The organism is Acinetobacter sp. HY1485, from assembly GCF_027568475.1.
Classification (GTDB): Bacteria; Pseudomonadota; Gammaproteobacteria; order Pseudomonadales; family Moraxellaceae; genus Acinetobacter.
In genome coordinates this window covers 100,328-118,142 of record NZ_JANKZG010000002.1, presented here as the reverse complement: position 1 = coordinate 118,142, position 17,815 = coordinate 100,328, and the positions used below count along the sequence as shown (strand labels likewise).

Below are 17,815 nucleotides of genomic sequence, written 5' to 3'. Positions count from 1 at the left end.
GAAATCGAACAATTTGACTGTGATCCACAAAGCCAAGTTATGAATATAAATCAAGAAATTGAAGCTGTCTTTTGCCAACGCGATGATATTCCACTGTTCTATATAGAAAGTGGAAGCCGATTATGGGGTATGGCAAGCCCAGATAGTGACTATGATGTTCGTGGCTTTCATATGTCGTCAAAATCTAAATATTACGATTATAAAAACCATCGTGATTTAATTGAAATCATGAATGGAGATTTTGATTTTGTTTCTTATGATTTAGATAAAATGTTTGGACTTTTAGCAAAAAGTAATCCCAACACTTTAGAGTGGGTGCGTGCGCATATTGAATATTTAAATCATATACCAGAATGGCAAACGTTTAGACAAGGTTTGCTTGAGCGTATTGAATACTCGGCATTGCATTATCACTATTTGTCTTTGGCGATGGGCAATTTACACACGATGCAAAAAAATCATAATTTTACATATAAAAAAGTATTTTATTGCATTCGTGGATTAATGTCGGCTGAACTTGCAACGCGTAGAGAAATGCCAAAGTTATTTATTAGCAGTTTGTTTGGGCAAATACAACAACATGATGGTTTGCGTGAGTGGGCAGAATATTATTTAGAAATTAAAAAGCAAAAAGATGAAAAATCACAGTTAAGTTTACAAGAGCAAGAACAAGTAGTGACGTTGCTTGAAAATAAAATAAGAGCATTACAAGCGGTTGATATGGAGAAATCAAATACCCAACGTATTATGTTAGAAGGGTATTTAACCGATTATAGCGTACATCTTAAAAATCATTTTTACGGCTAAGCTCAAGTAAAGCTTGTGCAAGGTTTTGCCCTAATTTTTGGTAGCCTGCTGCAGTAAAGTGGATACCATCTTGCCGTGCTAAACCGTTATTCATCCATGTTTTCATCGTACATGTGCCACCCATAGCATCTTGCCAATCCCAAAACAAAGTATGCATTTGTTGTGCTGTTTGTTGTTGCATTTGTTGAAAAGCACTAAGCGAAGTTGGACGTGTACCACAGTCACCACGAGTATTTTTAAGGCTTTCAGGTGCAGATAAAATTAAAATAGCGGTATGTGGTGAAGCAATACGAATTTGATTGATGGTATCAATAAGCGCATTTTGTGCCGTACTGATGTCGTGGTTGTTATAGGCCTCGTTAGTGCCGTATGCCAAAATTACCAGTTGTGGAGAAATTTCTGAAAATTCTTTTTGCCACTGCCAACGTTGCCAATAAGAAAGCTCTGCACCATTGATACCAAGGGCAGAAACAGTCGCACCTGTAGGTTGTAATGCCCACCATCCGCCAATTGCTGTTTGTGTATCTTGCTGTGCTTGTACAGTGATGGGCAGTTGTGCTTTAAATTTTATAAATTGCCATGTATTGTTTTTTATTGGTGCACTCAGTTGTATGCGTTGTTGGTTGGCATCGATAAGTTGTAAGGGTTGGTCATTTTTACCTTGTCGAAGACTCACGACCATATTTTGAGATGGTGCAGTTTGTCTAGACTTGATTGTTAGGGTTGCCCCTGCATATTGTGGTGTTGCTAAAAAACCACCGAGTGTGTAATTACCTGTAGGTTGAGTACGGCTTGAAGTTGCTTGCCAACCTATATTGTCGTAACCGTATTGGCTGAGTCGTTGCCCTGAAATATATAGGGGCATTGACCAACCGAGTCCACCTTGTCCAAGCTGTTGTTGTAGATAAGTACGCATGGCATCTGTCATGACATCGGCAGCGGTATGTGAGTCGCCTAGCTGTATCACATGTAATTTTTTATTTTGAATAGCCGAGACCAGTGCTATGGTTTGAGGCTCGCCAAAATTTTCAATGGGTGTGGCGTAAATACTAAATGAACAGGCGAGCATCAATAAAGGAAGTAGTTTCATTGCTGTACGACCTTTAAATGGTTTAAAACCTCTTGAGCAATTACTTTTTGCCCCTCGGCAGTAAAGTGGATGCCATCTGCTGTTCTCATTTTAATATTCATACGATGTTCGTTAAATGTATTGCCGACACCGCCTAACAATGCCCGAGTATCAACCGAAAGAACATGATTGTTTTGTAGTTCTTGTTGCATGGTTTGGCGCAAGAAAATCATCTTTTGGTTGAGGTCATCTTTTTTCATGTTGGGTGGAGTCAGCCACATAATTTGAACATGGTGTTGTTGTGCGGTTGTAATAATGTCTTGCATGCGCGATTGATACAATGTTGCCCATTCATTTGAGCCAAAGCTTAGGTATTTACGACTTTGTGGGTCTTGCATGTCCCATGGGTCATTTGGTCCTAAAAATAAAACTATTAGTTTAATTTTAGGGTTGCTTTGCAATGTCTGTTTAATGGTTTTTTGCCAATTAAAAAGTTTTGGATAGGTAAGCCCTGTGCTTTGTTTGCTTAAATTAATGGTTTTAATGTTATGGGTTTGCGTTAGCTCTTTTTGCACATACGGGGCAACGCCTTGCATTAAAGAATCACCCACAAAAAAGACTTCATCTTGAGGGTGAAGTTGGATAGCTTGTTGCGGTTGCGGTTGCGGTTGCGGTTGCGGTTGCGGTTGCGGTTGCGGTTGCGGTTGCGGTTGCGGTTGCGGTTGCGGTTGCGGTTGCGGTTGCGGTTGCGGTTGCGGTTGCGGTTGCGGTTGCGGTTGCAGGTCGGCATTATATGCGTCAATAACTGCGTTATTTTGCTTATCTATCCATGTGGTGATGGTATCTTTTTGCACATAAAGCCAATCGCCAATTTCCCCTCCAATTTGCCAAACGGCATAATCATCAAGTGCTTTTAAAGGGCTATCTTGATGGTAGGTTTGTTGATAGTAGGCATTTATTGAATTTTGCATCATCCAAATAGAGGTCATGGCAAACATGCAAAGCGTAAACATCACAAACATAAAGCGATGGTGTGTGTGCTGTACGCTAACAATAAGGCTAGAAGTTTGCATAGATGAACCCCGGAATGCCTGATGGTGCAAAAATAAGAACCGTTAAAAAACACATAAATAATGGGATAGATAAACGATAATGCGGTAAAGCATATTGTTGGAATTGTAGAAATTTTTTATAAGCGAAAGGGTAAACTCCTGCTGTGATGATGAGTAGACTTAAAAAATAAAGTGGGTTACTTGACCAAGCAATATGGTGTGTATTTGCAAACAGTGCTTGAAACACTTGTAACGCTTCATCTAAATTTTTAGCTCTAAAGAATACAAAGCAGAAGCAAACAAAGTTAAAGGTGACAAACACACTTAAAATTTTACCCAATAATCCTGAGCTTGATACAGCATTACGCTGATTGTAAAAACGGTCTGCAATGTTGAGAAGCACAATGGCACTTCCATGCAATAAACCCCAAAACATGAAGTGTAAGCCCGACCCATGCCATAAGCCTGAAAGTGCCATTGCAATAATCAAGTTAAGCTGGGTACGTCCAAATCCTTTTTTGCTTCCGCCTAATGGAATATAAATATAATCACGGATCCATGTAGAAAGGCTGATATGCCAACGATCCCAAAAATCTCGGATATTATGAGCGAGTAAAGGCGCTTTAAAGTTAACAGGTAAACGAAAGCCAAGCAGTAAACCAAAGGCAATCATCATTTCGCTATACCCTGAAAAGTCTAAAAAAAGCTGTAAGGTATAGCCATAAATAGCACTTAAAATTTCTAGGCTTTGGTACTGTAATGGATTGGAAAAAACAGGGTTAACCCAACTGTCTGCAATCCAACCTGCAAGCCACCATTTTTTTATCAATGCCAATAAAATAAGAACAAACGCCCATGTAGGTGATAAAATTTTACGTGGTGTATGCAGTTGTTGTGCAATGCCACACGGTTGTTGATATATATCGTTTAAGCCTTTTGCATTTTGTACACGGGCAATAGGACCTGCACTGATGGTGGCAAAAAATGAAAAATGAAACAGTAAGTCACGCAAATTTAAACGCGTGGTGGTGTGTTGATAACAACTGGTTAAATAGCTGATCGCTTGAAAAGAATAATAAGAAATACCTAACGGTAAAACCAAATCTGTTAAAAGGTCTGTACTGTTTTTAAAGAAATCGAAGTATTTCCAAAAACACAGGTGCAGTACAGTCAAGATAAGCCCAAAAATGTACCAAGATTTAGAGGTTTGCACAAAACGTGAAATGGCATAAATTGCAAAACTAAACGTTGCGAGTACCACCACCGCTGCCGTACTTGCCATTGCATAGACCACAGCATAACTTGCCAAAGTCAGTAAATAATTTTGAAGATGTGGTCTGGATTGAAATGCCCAATAAACACAAAAAAATGCAATGAATCCTAACGCGAATTCTATGGATAAAAAGGAAAACATCTTGGTTTTTCAAGGGCATAAAATGATGGCGTATTCTTATGTAAACAATTACAAAAGTATAGGTAAATTCATCAAAACATGGAGGGAAAAATCTTTTAATTTGATGGTTTTAATCGGCTGATATTGTGGTTCGACCTTTATAGTAAAATATGCTAATGTTGCCCCCCTAAAATTAGGCAGATGGTGCCTTAATCCAAGACAATCTGCTCCTGATTCCACTATTTTTATATTGTGTTCATTGATACACAATAAACTCATGATCTTTAAATTAAAATGCAAAATTCTCAGGCAAAAAAATTAAGCCTAGCGACACTTATGTTTCCGCTAGCTTTGGTTTTATTTGAGCTTGCCACCTATATTGGCAATGATCTTATTCAACCCGCAATGTTAGCAATTACGCAAGACTTTGGCGTAAGTGCAGATTGGGCACCATCTTCTATGTCTTTGTACCTTTTAGGTGGGGCATGTGTGGCATGGTTATTTGGTCCACTTTCAGACCGTTTAGGGCGTAAAAAAGTATTATTGGCAGGGGTAATGTTTTTTACCGTATGCTGTTTAATTATTCTTTTTGCACAAAACATGTATCAATTTTTAATTATGCGCTTTTTACAAGGTGCAGGTTTAACGGTTGTTTCGGCAGTGGGTTATGCTGCAATTCAGGAATCTTTTGAAGAGCGTGATGCGGTAAAAGTGATGGCAATTATGTCTAACTTATCTTTACTTGCGCCGTTACTAGGACCTGTATTTGGTGCATTTTTGATTGACCATATCTCTTGGCATTGGGGCTTTATTGCCATTGCTGCGATGTCATTTTTAAGTTGGTTTGGTTTAAAGTCGTCTATGCCGTACATGGCACCCACGATGGAGAAAAAACCATTAGGGCAACTGTTTGGTGATTTTAAACAAACCTATGCAGACAAACGCTTTTTAAGTCTTGCCATTGCTTTACCCTTGGTGGTGTTGCCACTGATGTTATGGATTGCAATTTCACCCATTATGTTGGTAGATGAGCTTGGTCTAAGCAGTTTGCAATATGGTTTATTCCAAATTCCAATTTTTGCAGGGTTAATTTTAGGTAATATTGTTTTAATTAAAGTGGTTGACCGCTTTGAGTTAGGTAAAACCATTTTGGTGGGCTTTCCAACCATGTTGGTGGGTGCCATTATTGCAGCATCAAGTTTAGTATTGACTCAATTTACTATTCCATTACTTGTGATTGGGATGACTATCTTAAGTTTTGGTGAAGGGATTGCCGTTTCTGTGGTGTTCCGTTATGCGTTTATGTCATCTGAAATGGGCAAAGGTACAGTATCTGCGGCAATGTCGATGTTAAACATGACATGCTTTTTTGCAGGCATTGAAATTGTACGTGCGTTATATACGCAATACCACATGGCAGCGTATTTAATTGCGAGTATTGTGATTATTTTAATTTGGTTTACGTTCCCAAGAAAAGCATTGGTTAATGCAATGCAAGAACGCCGTGCCAAAGGCGAGTTCTAAGAAAAAAGGAAGGGCAAGCCCTTCCTTTTTTTATTTGATTTTATAAATACCCGATTGCCACGGTGCTAAATTGAGCTGTGTGGTATTGGGTTTAATGGTTCGTTTTGCATTACTTTCAGTGATTACACTTTGAACTACAACATTATTTGGCAAGTTGTATTTCACTTTATGTTCTTTAAAGTTTGCAACTACTAAGTATTTTTCTGCACCTAAAACACGTGTATAAGCATACACATCATTATTTTTAAGATCTAAATCTGTATATGTGCCGTAGGTCAGTGCAGGAATTTCATGACGTAACTTAATCAGCTTTTTGTAATAGCTAAAGATAGAATTTGGATCATTAATTTGGCTTGCAGCATTAATCTGTTTATAGTTTGGATTAATCTTTAACCATGGTGTGCCTGTGGTAAAGCCTGCATTTGCAGTTGCATCCCATTGAAATGGCGTACGTGTATTATCACGACTGGTTAAGCGTGCTGTTTTTAAGAAATCAGCTTCGGTTACTTTGCCTGTTTCAACTTTGTCTTTCCATAAGCCCTTAATGGCAATATCTTCAAAGTCATAAATATTTTTGAATGGGTAATTGGTCATACCCAATTCTGTACCTTGATAGATAAACGGCGTTGCACGTTGCGTCAGTAACACTGTGCCCAATGCTTTTGCCGATGCTTCACGCCATTTTGGACGGTCATCACCAAAATGTGACAGCATACGTGGATTATCGTGGTTATCTAAGAAAAAGGCATTCCAACCATAGTTCCCTGTTATGGTATCTAAGTCATGAATAATTTTTCTAAACTCACTGAGTTTCCAGTCTTTACGACGCCATGATTCTTTTGGATCAACATCCACACGAATAAGATCAAACGTAAATGACATATTGAGTTCTTGACGACGACGATCAGAGAATTTAATGGATTCTGCTAGCGGTACACCAAAAATCTCACCTGCTGATACAGCATCATACTTCGATAAAACCTCTTGGTTCATCTCTTTAATGTACTTATGAAGTTCTGGACCTTTGGTATAAGCAACGGCGTAGTTATCTACTTCTGCTGGGCTTAGCTCTGGAAAGTTTGGAATTTTGGCATAAGTAGCTACCGTATCCATACGCAAGCCAGATACGCCTTTATCTAACCAAAAACGCAAAATATCGTACAATTCTTGGCGAACTTTTGGGTTTTCCCAGTTTAAGTCGGGTTGTTGTTTAGCAAAATAGTGCAAGTAATATTGGTCGGTATTGCCGTCTTTATCCCATGCGCCACCACCAAAAAATGATGGGTAATTGTTGGGGACTTGACCATCTTTACTATCACGCCAGAAATAGTATTCTCGGTACGGGTTATCTTTACTGCTTTTACTTTGAATAAACCACGGGTGTTGATCGCTGGTATGGTTAATCACCACATCAATCATTAAACGCATATCACGTTTTTTCATTTCTGCAACAAGACGGTCAAAATCTTCCATCGTGCCGTATTCTTTCATGATGTTTTTATAATCGCTAACATCATAACCATTGTCTGTATTAGGAGATTCGTAATGCGGATTAATCCAAATTGCATCGACACCTAAACTTTTTAAGTAATCTAGTTTTTCTATAATTCCGTTTAAGTCACCAACACCACTACCATTGGTATTTTTAAATGAGCGTGGATAAACCTGATAAAAAACGGCTTGTTTCCACCAAGCAGGGAGTTGCTCAGATTGTTGTACGGTTTCTTGTGGGGCAGGGGCTGCCATCACTTGCTGACATGAAGTGGATAATGCGATAGTAAGGAGTGCCGTGACAATTGAAGTCATTCCATAACGATGCATAAAATTACTCTCCAAAGCTGTAGGTTCAGCTTTTAAATGATCTTACTTTTTTAAGCATTTATATGCCAAATAAGCATATTCGTCCGTGTACTTAAAACTCGCTGTATATTTATATAATTTATTATTTAATACAAAACAAATTTTGATGAATTTTTCTAATTGTTTTATTAATAGCCATTTTTTAAGGTTTATTTCATATTAATATTTTTTAAAGATTAAAAAAGCCCACAAGGGGCTTTTTTTACATATTTGGATAGTTTGGACCACCGCCACCTTCGGGCGTTACCCAAGTAATATTTTGTGATGGGTCTTTAATATCACACGTTTTACAATGTACGCAGTTGGCTGCATTAATTTGGAAATGCTTTTGTCCTGCTTCTTCTACAATTTCATAGACCCCTGCTGGGCAATAACGCTGTGCAGGCTCATCCCATTTGGGTAAGTTTACATTAACAGGAATATGGGCATCTGTGAGTTTTAAATGAGAAGGCTGATTTTCTTCGTGTACAGTATTTGAAATAAATACCGAAGATAAACGGTCAAACGTGAGCTTGCCATCTGGTTTTGGGTAGTTAGGTTTAAAGTTTGTGACATCAACTGTATCAAGCGCAGAAAAATCAGGCGTGAGATCATGCAATGTAAATGGAATTCTAAATACATTTTGATCGATAAAGTTAAATGCACCACCACCGTATTGTCCAAATTTATGCATTGCAGGACCAAAGTTACGGGTTTGGAATAATTCTTCTTTTAACCAACTTTGTTCAAATTTTTTGCTATAAGCTAAAGGCTCTTTCATAAAATGATCTTCGCCTTCAGTCACACGTGCGATAGACACTTCACCACCTTGAGCTACACCTTCTTTAATTGCTTCAAAAATGGCTTCGGCACATAACATTCCCGACTTCATAGCGGTATGTGAACCTTTAATTTTAGCAAAGTTTAAGAAGCCTGCATCATCACCAATGAGTGCACCCCCTGCAAAGGTGAGTTTTGGTAAAGAATTCAAACCACCTTTTACAACTGCACGCGCACCATAAGAAATACGTTTGCCACCTTCTAAATACTGTTTAATGAGTGGGTGCGTTTTAAAACGTTGCATTTCCATAAATGGATACATATGTGGATTTTTATAAGCAAGGTCAACAATCATACCCAAACTAATTTGGTTGTTTTCGCCGTGATATAACCACCAACCCCCTGATGAACCTGTTTCAGAGAGCGGCCAACCTGCACCATGCATTACTAAACCTTCTTGATGCAACGATGGATCGACTTCCCACAGTTCTTTAATACCAATACCGTAATGTTGTGGGTCTGCATTTTTGTCTAGGTCAAATTGGGAAATTAAACGCTTACCCAAATGCCCACGGCAACCTTCTGCAAAAATGGTGTATTTGGCATGTAACTCGTAACCTGGTGTGAAGTTACCTGTAGGTTGTCCATCTTTACCGACACCCATGTCACCTGTTTGAATACCTTTTACAGTACCATCGGTATGGTACAAAATTTCTGAAGCTGCAAATCCTGGAAAAACAGCAACTTCAAGCTCTTCGGCTTTTTCACCTAACCAACGTACCACGTTGCCTAAAGACACTACATAGTTGCCCTCGTTATGCATTGTTTTAGGCACAACCCAATGAGGTGCTTCTTGGTGTTTTTGGTCTGAGGTTAAAAAGTATGTTTTATCCTGTGTTACAGGCACATTTAACGGTGCGCCTTCTTCTTTCCAATTTGGAAAAAGCTCGTTTAGCGCGCGTGGTTCTAATACAGCACCCGATAAAATATGTGCGCCCACTTCGGAGCCTTTTTCTACCACACAAACGGTCAAGTCAGGTAAGTCATGTTGAATGGCTAACTGGCGAAGTTTAATTGCAGCAGAAAGTCCCGCAGGTCCTGCGCCAACAATCACAACGTCAAACTCCATCGATTCACGTTCGATGTGTTCCATGTAAGGCTCCTCATATATAGCTAAAGGTGGCAACCAAATTGGTGCTGCCATGCGTGTATACGGCGTATAGTCCTATGATACGCTATATTCAACCTTTCGGCTGAAAGTTGCTTATTTTCTGTTAAATAGCCAAAAAAAGCGATCATTTTTTTATATGGATTTCTTATGAGCCTACAATCTTTACTACATGATTTACCATCAGATTTTAACTTACAAGATTGGCAACCCACACGCACAACACATATGGATTTAACCATTAAAGCCAATGGTGAGTGGTGGCATGAAGGTACACAAATTAAAAAGACACGTTTAATTGATTTATTTTCTAAATTACTTTGGCAAGAAAATGAATTGTTTTACTTAAAAACGCCACATGAAAAATTCCGTATTCAGGTAGAGGATGCCCCCTTTTTTATTATAGAAATTCAGCAAGACCAACAGATGTTATATGCCAAAACACTTCAAAATAAATGGATTAAATTAGATACTGACCATCCTATGATGATGAAAAATGATCGACCTTATCTAGAAGTGCGAGATGGATTACTTGGGTTGTTGAGTCGTAGTGCTTTTTTTCAACTTATTGAATATGGCAAACTTGAAGAAACCCCAACAGGTGATACGGTTTTAACATTACAAAGTGGTGATTTTTGTTGGCAATTAAAAGCCTGAGGTTTAAGATTTAGCACATTGTTTTAAATGAGTGTAATAAAATGGCATCTGATGCGCCGATTGGTATATTTGATTCTGGTATTGGTGGATTATCAGTTGCGCAAGAGATTATGCGTCATTTACCTCAAGAAAAAATAATTTACTTTGCAGATACGGCACATGTACCGTATGGCGCAAGAGAAGATGATGACATCCGTACACTTACTGCAAATGCTGTAGAATGGTTATATCAGCAAGGTTGTAAAGCGGTGGTGGTTGCTTGTAATACCGCATCTGCTTTTAGTTTAGATCATCTACGCCAACATTATGGCGATACGTTTCCAATTATTGGGCTTGTACCTGCCTTAAAACCTGCCGTAATTAATTCTAAAACCAAAACCGTTGCTGTTTTAGCCACACCTGCTACCTTTAGAGGTCGGCTCATTCAAGAGGTGATAACCCATTTTGCACAACCTGCACAGGTCAAAGTATTGCCTGTGACTTGTTTAGAATTAGTACCCCTTATTGAAGCAGGGCAGTGTAATAGTACGCAAATGCATCAGTTGCTTAAATCGGTTTTACAACCTGCCATTGAACAAAAAGCAGATCATTTAGTGTTAGGTTGTACACATTATCCTTTTTTAAAAAATGCTCTAAATCATGTCTTTAAAGAACAATTCACTTTGGTCGATTCAGGGCAAGCGGTTGCACGCCAAACAGCAAAAATATTATTAAAAAATAATTTACAAAGTACACAAAGCTTAAATGACGATGCTCAAATTGAGTGCTACTTTACAGGTGGTAATATATTAAAAATAAATAATATAATATCAAAACTTATTAACTGTGAATTTTCTTGGCGAGCACATCAAATTTAACTTGGCTATTGTTTAGTTTGTGTTATAAATAAAATTATATTAATTAAAAAAATGAATATATCCTATGGCAAATCAACGCTATCACATTTTTATTTCGACCTCTGGACAACGGATGGAACGAGATTATGCGATGGTGTGTCAAACATTAATCAACATGGGACATTTTATCTCAGGCGTACAACAATGCCATCAATCTCAGGCCACGAGTATTCGCCGTCAAATTGATATAAGTGATTATGTGGTGGTATTACAAGGAGATAGTTATGGTGAGGAAGCCCCCTTTGGGGTAAGTCATGTCCAACTTGAATATATTTATGCAATGGCAAGACAAAAACCTATTTTTGTGATTTGTCTGAATCAGTTATCGCTTAATCAGTCGGTAGATCAACAAGAAAAACTGATCGCTTTCCAAAATTCATTTAAACAAGATCAAACACATGTGATGCGTTATTTATGTGTTTATGAGTTGGTCAAAAAATTAAAACATGAATTTCCTATTTTTATTAAAGATCATCCTTCTATGGGATGGGTTAAAAATCAAGAAACAGCCGATTTGCAATCTCAAATTTTTGATTTGGAAAAACAGATTTTTTGTTTAGAACAATATAATAAACGACCTGCATAATCGTTCATTTCGATCAAATTAAGTTAAAAAAAGATACTTGTTATAGGTTTCCTTCATTTAAGGAAAGCGGTAGAGTAAGCGCAAATGATAGTGAATGATACTGCCCTATGTCTTTAGTGAGTAAGCCAAAAGTCACGGTGATCTTAGCCAATTTAGGTACGCCTGACGAGCCAACTGTACCTGCTGTGCGTCAATTTTTAAAAGAATTTTTGTCAGATACGCGTGTGATTGAAATTCCTAAATTTTTATGGCAAATAATTTTACGCATGTTTATTTTACCCTTTCGTCCAAAACGTGTGTCTCAAGCGTATGCAAGTGTATGGTCAAAAGACTCACCGATGCGTGAAATAATGTTTCGTCAGGTGAATCATTTAAAAGAACAAATTGTTGGGCAGTATCCTGAATTTGAGTTAAAAATTATCCCTGCCATGACGTATGGTAATCCGGGCATGGTGGCATGTTTAAAAGAAATGCAAAGCCAACCGCAAGACCATGTGGTGTTATTGCCTTTGTATCCACAATATTCGGCAACCTCAACAGCACCCCAATACGATTTGCTATCAAAATGGATGTTGAAACAGCGTAATTTACCCGGTTTAAGTATTATTAAAGATTACTATCAGCACCCGCTATATATTAAAGCGTTAGCCGAAAGTGTGCGCCGTTATTGGAAAAATCATGGCATTGCTGAAAAATTATTGATGTCTTTTCATGGTATTCCACAGCCTTATGCCGATAAGGGCGACCCGTATGCAGACCGTTGCCGTATTACAGCAAAATTAGTTGCCAAAGAATTGCAATTAAATGACGATGCTTGGGCAATTAGTTTTCAGTCACGTTTTGGTAAGCAAGAGTGGGTGAAGCCTTATACAGATGTATTGCTAGAAGAATGGGGCAAAAAAGGTGTTAAATCTGTACAGATTATGAGTCCTGCATTTTCGGCAGATTGCTTAGAAACACTTGAAGAACTTGCTATGGAAAACGCAGAAACATTTAAAGAGGCAGGGGGTGAATCTTATGCTTATATCCCTGCACTTAACACGGATGAGCTACATCTAGAACTGTTTGAAACATTAATTCAATCTCAGTTAGATGCTTTAAAAATTTCTTTGGCGCAATAAGGAGATTGCCATGCTACAAGTCAAAATTGTACCTGTGACTGCTTTTGCCCAAAACTGCTCAATTGTATGGGACAGTGTAACCAAAGATGCTATTTTGATTGATGCAGGTGGTGATGCACAGCGTTTAAGACAAGAAGTGGATGCGTTGGGTTTAACCGTTAAAGCAATGTGGTTGACCCATGGACACTTTGACCATGCAGGTGCTGTGGGCGAGTTAAACCAATATTGGGATGTACCTGTGATTGGTCCACATCAAGATGATGCCTTTTGGTTAGATATGATTCAGGATGTTTGCGCGCGTTATCACTTTCCTATTCCTCAACCTGTGGAAGTGACACAGTGGTTAAAAGGCGGAGAAGTATTAACGCTAGGTGAACATCAGTTTGAAGTGCGTTTTACTCCGGGTCATACACCTGGGCATGTGATTTTTTATAATGCAGAAAATAAGCTACTTTGGACAGGTGACGTATTGTTTAAAGGCTCGATAGGACGCACCGATTTTCCTAAAAGTAACCATGCACAGTTAATTGAATCTATTCAGACTCAATGTTTTACGCTACCGGATGACACACGGTTTATTTGTGGACATGGCGAAATGAGTACGATTGGCTATGAAAAACAGCATAATCCATTTTTGTCAGGTAAGGCAGGTTAAACATAAACGTTTTTAGCAATTTTTTATCCTAAACTATAATAGTGGGTAGTTTTTTAGTTTGAGACCAAGTAATAGACGAGCTCATTTTTTTTTGCAGTAAGATTGAAAAAAATTGAACTTTTGTAAATTAGTTTACTTTTGGGGCAGTAAATTAGCCTTAAAAAAACAATAGAATATCTGCATATGTATTTTACGTGGAACTCAAAGTTATTTTAATAAACTCTAAAGCAAAAACTCTTGATATAGGGTGGGTTGCCGTGCGGTATTAGTCTTTAATACTCTGGCATACCCACTCTTAAATAATTTTTCTGTAATTATAACGGAGTTAAAACTTTCTCCTTTTTAGGTATGGTTAATACAAGATGGGCTTCAGTGTAATTAATTTCTTTTTCCATACTTGCAATAACCAATGTCGCAACGCAGTTACCCACTAAATTACTAGCTGCACGTACCATTCCAACAAACCAATCAACCGATAAAATAAGTACTAATCCAACAGCAGGGATGGCAGGAAAACTAGACAGCGTTGCTGCAAGCACAACAATGGCAGAAGCCGGAATACCATGAGCACCTTTTGAGGTAAACACAGCAATTACAAGCAAAATGGCTAAATCATGTAGTGATAAATTCACACCTGTAGCTTGTGCAATAAATACCACAGCAAGTGTAAGATAAATTGAAAAACCATCTAAATTAAATGAATACCCTGCAGGTATAACTAAACTGACGATATTAGATTGCACACCAAGTTTATTAAGTTTATCCATTACTTGGGGCAAAACGGCATCTGAAGAAGCTGTGCCTAATACCACCAAAAGTTCTTCTTTAAAGTAGCTGATAACTTTAAAAATATTAAACCCAAATAAATAAAGTACACTACCAAGAATTGCAAACACAAAAAAGAAAATGGCAACGTAATAAATCAGAACAAAATAAAGTAGATGAGATAAAGAACCAATACCATATTTTGCAATGGTATATGCCACAGCACCCATCACGCCAAGTGGGGCAAGTTTGATGATGATTGCCATCATTTTAAAAATAATTTGGGAAATCTTATCCAATAATGATGCCACAGGTTGTTTTACGTCTTGAGGTAAACAACTTAAAGCACAACCAAAAATAATGGCGAATACAATAACTTGTAACACATCGCCGTTAATAAAAGCACCCATCGCACTTTGCGGAATAATATTTAAAATAAAGTCTGAAATATTATTAACCGCATGAATATGGTCGGTATATTGGTTTAGATGACTACTATCTAAAGTATGAAGATCAATCTTCATGCCTTGTCCGGGGTTAAATATATAAGCCACAACAACACCTAATACCAATGCAATAGTGGTCATCAGCTCAAAATAAATGAGGGTTTTTAACCCCACTTTACCTGCTTTTTTAAGGTCTCCAACATTATAAATGCCCGTTACAATGACACAAAAAATAAGTGGTGCAATGAGCATTTTAATGAGGCGAATAAAACTATCGCCTAAAATTTGTAAAGAAATAGAAAATTGTGGTGCATTAATACCCAGTAAAATGCCAATACCTGCTGCAATAATGACTTGTAAAAAGAGCGAGTTTTTAATTTTTTGCATTGGCATTCGTTCCATATCAAGAGACAAGCAAAGATATGCATAAAGAATGCCAAGCTTAATAATTAAGCATGTAGTATGCTGTTTAAAACGGTTTTTTCAATTTCAAAGAACGCATGGTTTTTTACACGAGGGCGAGCTAAATCTACTTTAAATTCTTTCGCAATTTTGCCTTCATCAAGCAAAATAATGCGATCAGCCAATTGCACTGCCTCACTCACATCATGGGTCACTAGTACAGAAGTAAATTGATGTTCAAGCCATAAATGCTCAATGAGTTGTTGCATGTCTAAGCGTGTTAAAGCATCCAGTGCACCTAGAGGTTCATCAAATAATAAGACATTGGGTTGATGTAATAAGGCACGTGCAAGTGCTACACGTTGTTTTTGCCCACCTGAAAGTTGATTTGACCAAAGATTTACTTTTTCTTTTAGCCCCACTTTTTCTAAAAACTGTAATGCTTTGGCTGAGTGTGTGGTGTTGAGTCCAAGTTTAATATTATCAATAGCTGTTTTCCAAGGCAGTAAGCGTGCATCTTGAAACATGACACGAATATCACTTGGTTTTAAGATGTTTTGTTGCTGATCTTGAATATAGCCTTGATTAGGTTGTTCTAAGTTGGCAATCAAACGTAATAAAGTGCTCTTGCCACAACCACTTTTGCCCACAACTGCAACAAATTCACCTGCACCAATCGACAAATTTAAGTTTTGAAGGACATGCGCATTTGCATAATGTTTATGTAAGTTTGAAATTTTAATTTGAATACTCATCTTATTTATATCCTATATGCCAACGCAAAAAATAACGCTCTAAAAGTTGTGCAAAAATATCTGCTAACTTGCCTAAAAAGGCGTAGAGTAAAATTCCTACAAGTACAACATCAGTTTGTAAAAATTCCCGTGCATTCATGGTCATATAGCCAATACCGGATTGCGCGGAAATAGTTTCTGCCACAATTAAAAGTACCCAAACTAAACCTAAAGAAAAACGTAAACCGACTAAGATAGAAGGCATTGCACCCGGTAGTACAATTTCTTTATACAGTTGCCAACGGTTGAGTCCATAACTTTGACCCATTTCAATGAGGTCGGGATCAACTGATCGAATGCCATGATAGGTATTGATATAAATTGGAAAAAATACACCCACAGAAACCAAAAAGAGTTTTGCCGATTCATCTATTCCAAACCACAAAATAACTAATGGAATAAGCGCTAAAGCAGGAATGTTACGTACCATTTGTAAGGTAGTGTCTAAAAAGTGCGAACATAGTTTAGAACTACCATTGAGGAGGCCTAGAATGAAACCTAGTCCACCTCCTACAGCAAGTCCCATTAAGGCACGTTGGGTACTAATTTTAACATTCACCCATAACTCACCCGATAACAGTAACCGCCAAAAAGCCATGGCAACTGCACTGGGTGAAGGTAAAATTTGAGGATTTAACCAACCCAGCATAGAAGAAATTTGCCATAAGCTGAGTAAGCTAATAGGCAGAATCCACGGTACGATTTTATGCATTAGGTACTTCCTTGCGGTTGGCTGTGATTAGCAACGATTTCGCCTCTTGGCCCCTGATATTGTTGTATTTTTTGTTGTGTTTCCAAAGGTAAGAGTGGAAATACAAGTTCTGCAAACCGAATCGCTTCTTCTAAGTGGGGATAGCCTGAAAAAATAAAGGTACTAATACCTAAATCTGCATATTCTTGGATGCGTGTCGCCACCGTTTGCGGATCACCCACAAGTGCTGTACCTGCACCACCACGAACTAAGCCAACCCCTGCCCATAAATTAGGTGAAACTTCTAGATTGTCACGGCTACCATTATGAAGCTTTGCCATCCGTTGCTGACCCACAGAGTCCATTTTTGAGAATTTTTGTTGGGCAAACAAAATCGTTTCATCATCTACATATTTGATTAAGTCTTCTGCTGCTTGCCATGCTTCTTCATTTGTTTCTCGCACAATGACATGTAAGCGAATACCGTAGTTAAGCGTTCTACCTTTGGCTTGTGCTTTTTGTTTAACAATATCTAATTTTTCTTTAACAGCAGCAGGCGGTTCACCCCATGTGAGATATGTATCTACTTGATCTGTAGCAAGTTCAATTGCAGGTTCAGACGAACCGCCAAACCAAAGTGGAGGATAAGGTTTTTGGACTGGTGGATAGAGCAATCGAGCATTATCTACACTAAGTTTTTCGCCGTGAAAAGTAAATTCTTCATTTTGATGTGAACGAGTTAAAATTTCCCGCCAAATTTTAACGTACTCGTTGGCAGTTTGATAACGTGATGCATGATCTTCGTATAAACCATCGCCTTTAAGCTCATTGGCATCGCCACCTGTGACTAAATTAAGCAGGACGCGTCCATTAGATAAACGGTCAAATGTAGATGCCATACGTGCTGCTAAAGCAGGTGTTGTTACACCTGGACGTAATGCCACCAAAAATTTAAGGCGTTGTGTGGCATCAATTAAACTAGCCGCTGTAATCCAAGGGTCTTCACACGAGCGACCTGTCGGTAGTAGAACACCTTCGTATCCTAAATGATCAGCCGCTATTGCAATTTGCTTCATATAAGCATAATCCACAACACGTGAGCCTTTAGACGTACCTAAGTAACGGCTATCGCCATGGGTAGGAATAAACCAAAAAATTTTCATGACATGC

Annotated in this window: 15 protein-coding genes and 1 pseudogene; 7 read left to right on the top strand and 9 right to left on the bottom strand. The window is 38.1% G+C overall.

All coding sequences use genetic code 11. The features are described from left to right. The first annotated feature begins 39 nt into the window (after window positions 1–39). Window positions 40–807 (top strand): nucleotidyltransferase domain-containing protein, encoded by a 768-nt coding sequence (locus PCI70_RS02455; RefSeq protein WP_269913769.1) that lies wholly within the window; start codon window positions 40–42, stop codon window positions 805–807. Here PCI70_RS02455 and PCI70_RS02450 read toward each other — a convergent pair. Genes PCI70_RS02450 through PCI70_RS02440 form a run of 3 tightly spaced genes read right to left on the bottom strand, consistent with a single transcriptional unit; the run spans window position 785 to window position 4,342 of the window. Next, window positions 785–1,897 (bottom strand): GDSL-type esterase/lipase family protein, encoded by a 1,113-nt coding sequence (locus tag PCI70_RS02450; protein WP_269913768.1) that lies wholly within the window; start codon window positions 1,895–1,897, stop codon window positions 785–787. The two genes, PCI70_RS02455 and PCI70_RS02450, sit on opposite strands and share 23 nt — an antisense overlap. Next, window positions 1,894–2,949: an SGNH/GDSL hydrolase family protein gene (locus PCI70_RS02445; RefSeq protein WP_269913767.1), complete on the bottom strand. Its 1,056-nt coding sequence runs from the start codon at window positions 2,947–2,949 to the stop codon at window positions 1,894–1,896. Before PCI70_RS02445 ends, PCI70_RS02450 begins: the two co-directional genes overlap by 4 nt. Continuing rightward, a complete protein-coding gene (locus tag PCI70_RS02440; protein WP_269913766.1) occupies window positions 2,936–4,342 on the bottom strand; it encodes an MBOAT family O-acyltransferase in 1,407 nt (468 codons plus the stop codon). Before PCI70_RS02440 ends, PCI70_RS02445 begins: the two co-directional genes overlap by 14 nt. Before the next feature lie 273 nt (window positions 4,343–4,615). Here PCI70_RS02440 and PCI70_RS02435 point away from each other — a divergent pair, with 273 nt between their 5' ends. Next, entirely contained in the window at window positions 4,616–5,845 is a 1,230-nt protein-coding gene (locus tag PCI70_RS02435; RefSeq protein WP_269913765.1) for an MFS transporter, read from the top strand. Window positions 5,846–5,875: 30 nt separating this feature from the next. On the opposite strand, the gene PCI70_RS02430 is transcribed toward PCI70_RS02435, so the two are convergent. Both PCI70_RS02430 and PCI70_RS02425 read right to left on the bottom strand, forming a co-directional pair. Next, complete coding sequence (locus PCI70_RS02430) at window positions 5,876–7,666, bottom strand: glycoside hydrolase family 13 protein (RefSeq protein WP_269913764.1); 1,791 nt, start codon at window positions 7,664–7,666, stop codon at window positions 5,876–5,878. Window positions 7,667–7,907: 241 nt separating this feature from the next. Further along, on the bottom strand, window positions 7,908–9,617 hold the full coding sequence (locus PCI70_RS02425) for an electron transfer flavoprotein-ubiquinone oxidoreductase (protein ID WP_269913763.1): 1,710 nt from the start codon (window positions 9,615–9,617) through the stop codon (window positions 7,908–7,910). Between the two features lie 165 nt (window positions 9,618–9,782). Here PCI70_RS02425 and PCI70_RS02420 point away from each other — a divergent pair, with 165 nt between their 5' ends. The 5 genes from PCI70_RS02420 (at window position 9,783) to PCI70_RS02400 (ending at window position 13,547) form a co-directional block, all read left to right on the top strand. Next, window positions 9,783–10,289, top strand: a complete 507-nt coding sequence (locus PCI70_RS02420; protein WP_269913762.1) for a DUF1285 domain-containing protein — start codon at window positions 9,783–9,785, stop codon at window positions 10,287–10,289. A gap of 41 nt (window positions 10,290–10,330) precedes the next feature. Continuing rightward, the gene (gene murI, locus PCI70_RS02415; RefSeq protein WP_269913761.1) at window positions 10,331–11,146 is read left to right on the top strand and encodes a glutamate racemase; all 816 of its coding nucleotides are present in this window, start codon (window positions 10,331–10,333) and stop codon (window positions 11,144–11,146) included. 64 nt (window positions 11,147–11,210) lie between these two features. Then, window positions 11,211–11,771, top strand: a complete 561-nt coding sequence (locus PCI70_RS02410; protein WP_269913760.1) for a DUF4062 domain-containing protein — start codon at window positions 11,211–11,213, stop codon at window positions 11,769–11,771. A 107-nt stretch (window positions 11,772–11,878) separates the two neighbouring features. Beyond that, window positions 11,879–12,892 (top strand): ferrochelatase, encoded by a 1,014-nt coding sequence (gene hemH / locus PCI70_RS02405; RefSeq protein WP_269913759.1) that lies wholly within the window; start codon window positions 11,879–11,881, stop codon window positions 12,890–12,892. Window positions 12,893–12,902: 10 nt separating this feature from the next. Then, on the top strand, window positions 12,903–13,547 hold the full coding sequence (locus PCI70_RS02400) for an MBL fold metallo-hydrolase (RefSeq protein WP_269913758.1): 645 nt from the start codon (window positions 12,903–12,905) through the stop codon (window positions 13,545–13,547). Window positions 13,548–13,861: 314 nt separating this feature from the next. On the opposite strand, the gene dctA is transcribed toward PCI70_RS02400, so the two are convergent. The 4 genes and pseudogenes from dctA to ssuD all read right to left on the bottom strand — a co-directional run bounded on the left by dctA (window position 13,862) and on the right by ssuD (window position 17,808). Next, a complete protein-coding gene (gene dctA, locus PCI70_RS02395; protein WP_269913757.1) occupies window positions 13,862–15,145 on the bottom strand; it encodes a C4-dicarboxylate transporter DctA in 1,284 nt (427 codons plus the stop codon). A gap of 62 nt (window positions 15,146–15,207) precedes the next feature. Next, window positions 15,208–15,906: pseudogene (locus PCI70_RS02390) on the bottom strand (ATP-binding cassette domain-containing protein); the annotation flags it as partial. 10 nt (window positions 15,907–15,916) lie between these two features. After that, on the bottom strand, window positions 15,917–16,666 hold the full coding sequence (ssuC, locus tag PCI70_RS02385; RefSeq protein ID WP_269913755.1) for an aliphatic sulfonate ABC transporter permease SsuC: 750 nt from the start codon (window positions 16,664–16,666) through the stop codon (window positions 15,917–15,919). After that, entirely contained in the window at window positions 16,666–17,808 is a 1,143-nt protein-coding gene (gene ssuD, locus PCI70_RS02380) for an FMNH2-dependent alkanesulfonate monooxygenase (RefSeq protein ID WP_269913754.1), read from the bottom strand. Before ssuD ends, ssuC begins: the two co-directional genes overlap by 1 nt. Between the last annotated feature and the right edge of the window lie 7 nt (window positions 17,809–17,815).

Bases quoted from the DNA above. Each gene is read 5' to 3' on its own strand.
- PCI70_RS02455 (WP_269913769.1), top strand. From the start codon at position 40: ATGAATATAAATCAAGAAATTGAAGCTGTCTTTTGCCAACGCGATGAT.
- PCI70_RS02450 (WP_269913768.1), bottom strand. From the start codon at position 1,897: ATGAAACTACTTCCTTTATTGATGCTCGCCTGTTCATTTAGTATTTAC.
- PCI70_RS02445 (WP_269913767.1), bottom strand. From the start codon at position 2,949: ATGCAAACTTCTAGCCTTATTGTTAGCGTACAGCACACACACCATCGC.
- PCI70_RS02440 (WP_269913766.1), bottom strand. From the start codon at position 4,342: ATGTTTTCCTTTTTATCCATAGAATTCGCGTTAGGATTCATTGCATTT.
- PCI70_RS02435 (WP_269913765.1), top strand. From the start codon at position 4,616: ATGCAAAATTCTCAGGCAAAAAAATTAAGCCTAGCGACACTTATGTTT.
- PCI70_RS02430 (WP_269913764.1), bottom strand. From the start codon at position 7,666: ATGCATCGTTATGGAATGACTTCAATTGTCACGGCACTCCTTACTATC.
- PCI70_RS02425 (WP_269913763.1), bottom strand. From the start codon at position 9,617: ATGGAACACATCGAACGTGAATCGATGGAGTTTGACGTTGTGATTGTT.
- PCI70_RS02420 (WP_269913762.1), top strand. From the start codon at position 9,783: ATGAGCCTACAATCTTTACTACATGATTTACCATCAGATTTTAACTTA.
- murI (WP_269913761.1), top strand. From the start codon at position 10,331: ATGGCATCTGATGCGCCGATTGGTATATTTGATTCTGGTATTGGTGGA.
- PCI70_RS02410 (WP_269913760.1), top strand. From the start codon at position 11,211: ATGGCAAATCAACGCTATCACATTTTTATTTCGACCTCTGGACAACGG.
- hemH (WP_269913759.1), top strand. From the start codon at position 11,879: ATGTCTTTAGTGAGTAAGCCAAAAGTCACGGTGATCTTAGCCAATTTA.
- PCI70_RS02400 (WP_269913758.1), top strand. From the start codon at position 12,903: ATGCTACAAGTCAAAATTGTACCTGTGACTGCTTTTGCCCAAAACTGC.
- dctA (WP_269913757.1), bottom strand. From the start codon at position 15,145: ATGCAAAAAATTAAAAACTCGCTCTTTTTACAAGTCATTATTGCAGCA.
- ssuC (WP_269913755.1), bottom strand. From the start codon at position 16,666: ATGCATAAAATCGTACCGTGGATTCTGCCTATTAGCTTACTCAGCTTA.
- ssuD (WP_269913754.1), bottom strand. From the start codon at position 17,808: ATGAAAATTTTTTGGTTTATTCCTACCCATGGCGATAGCCGTTACTTA.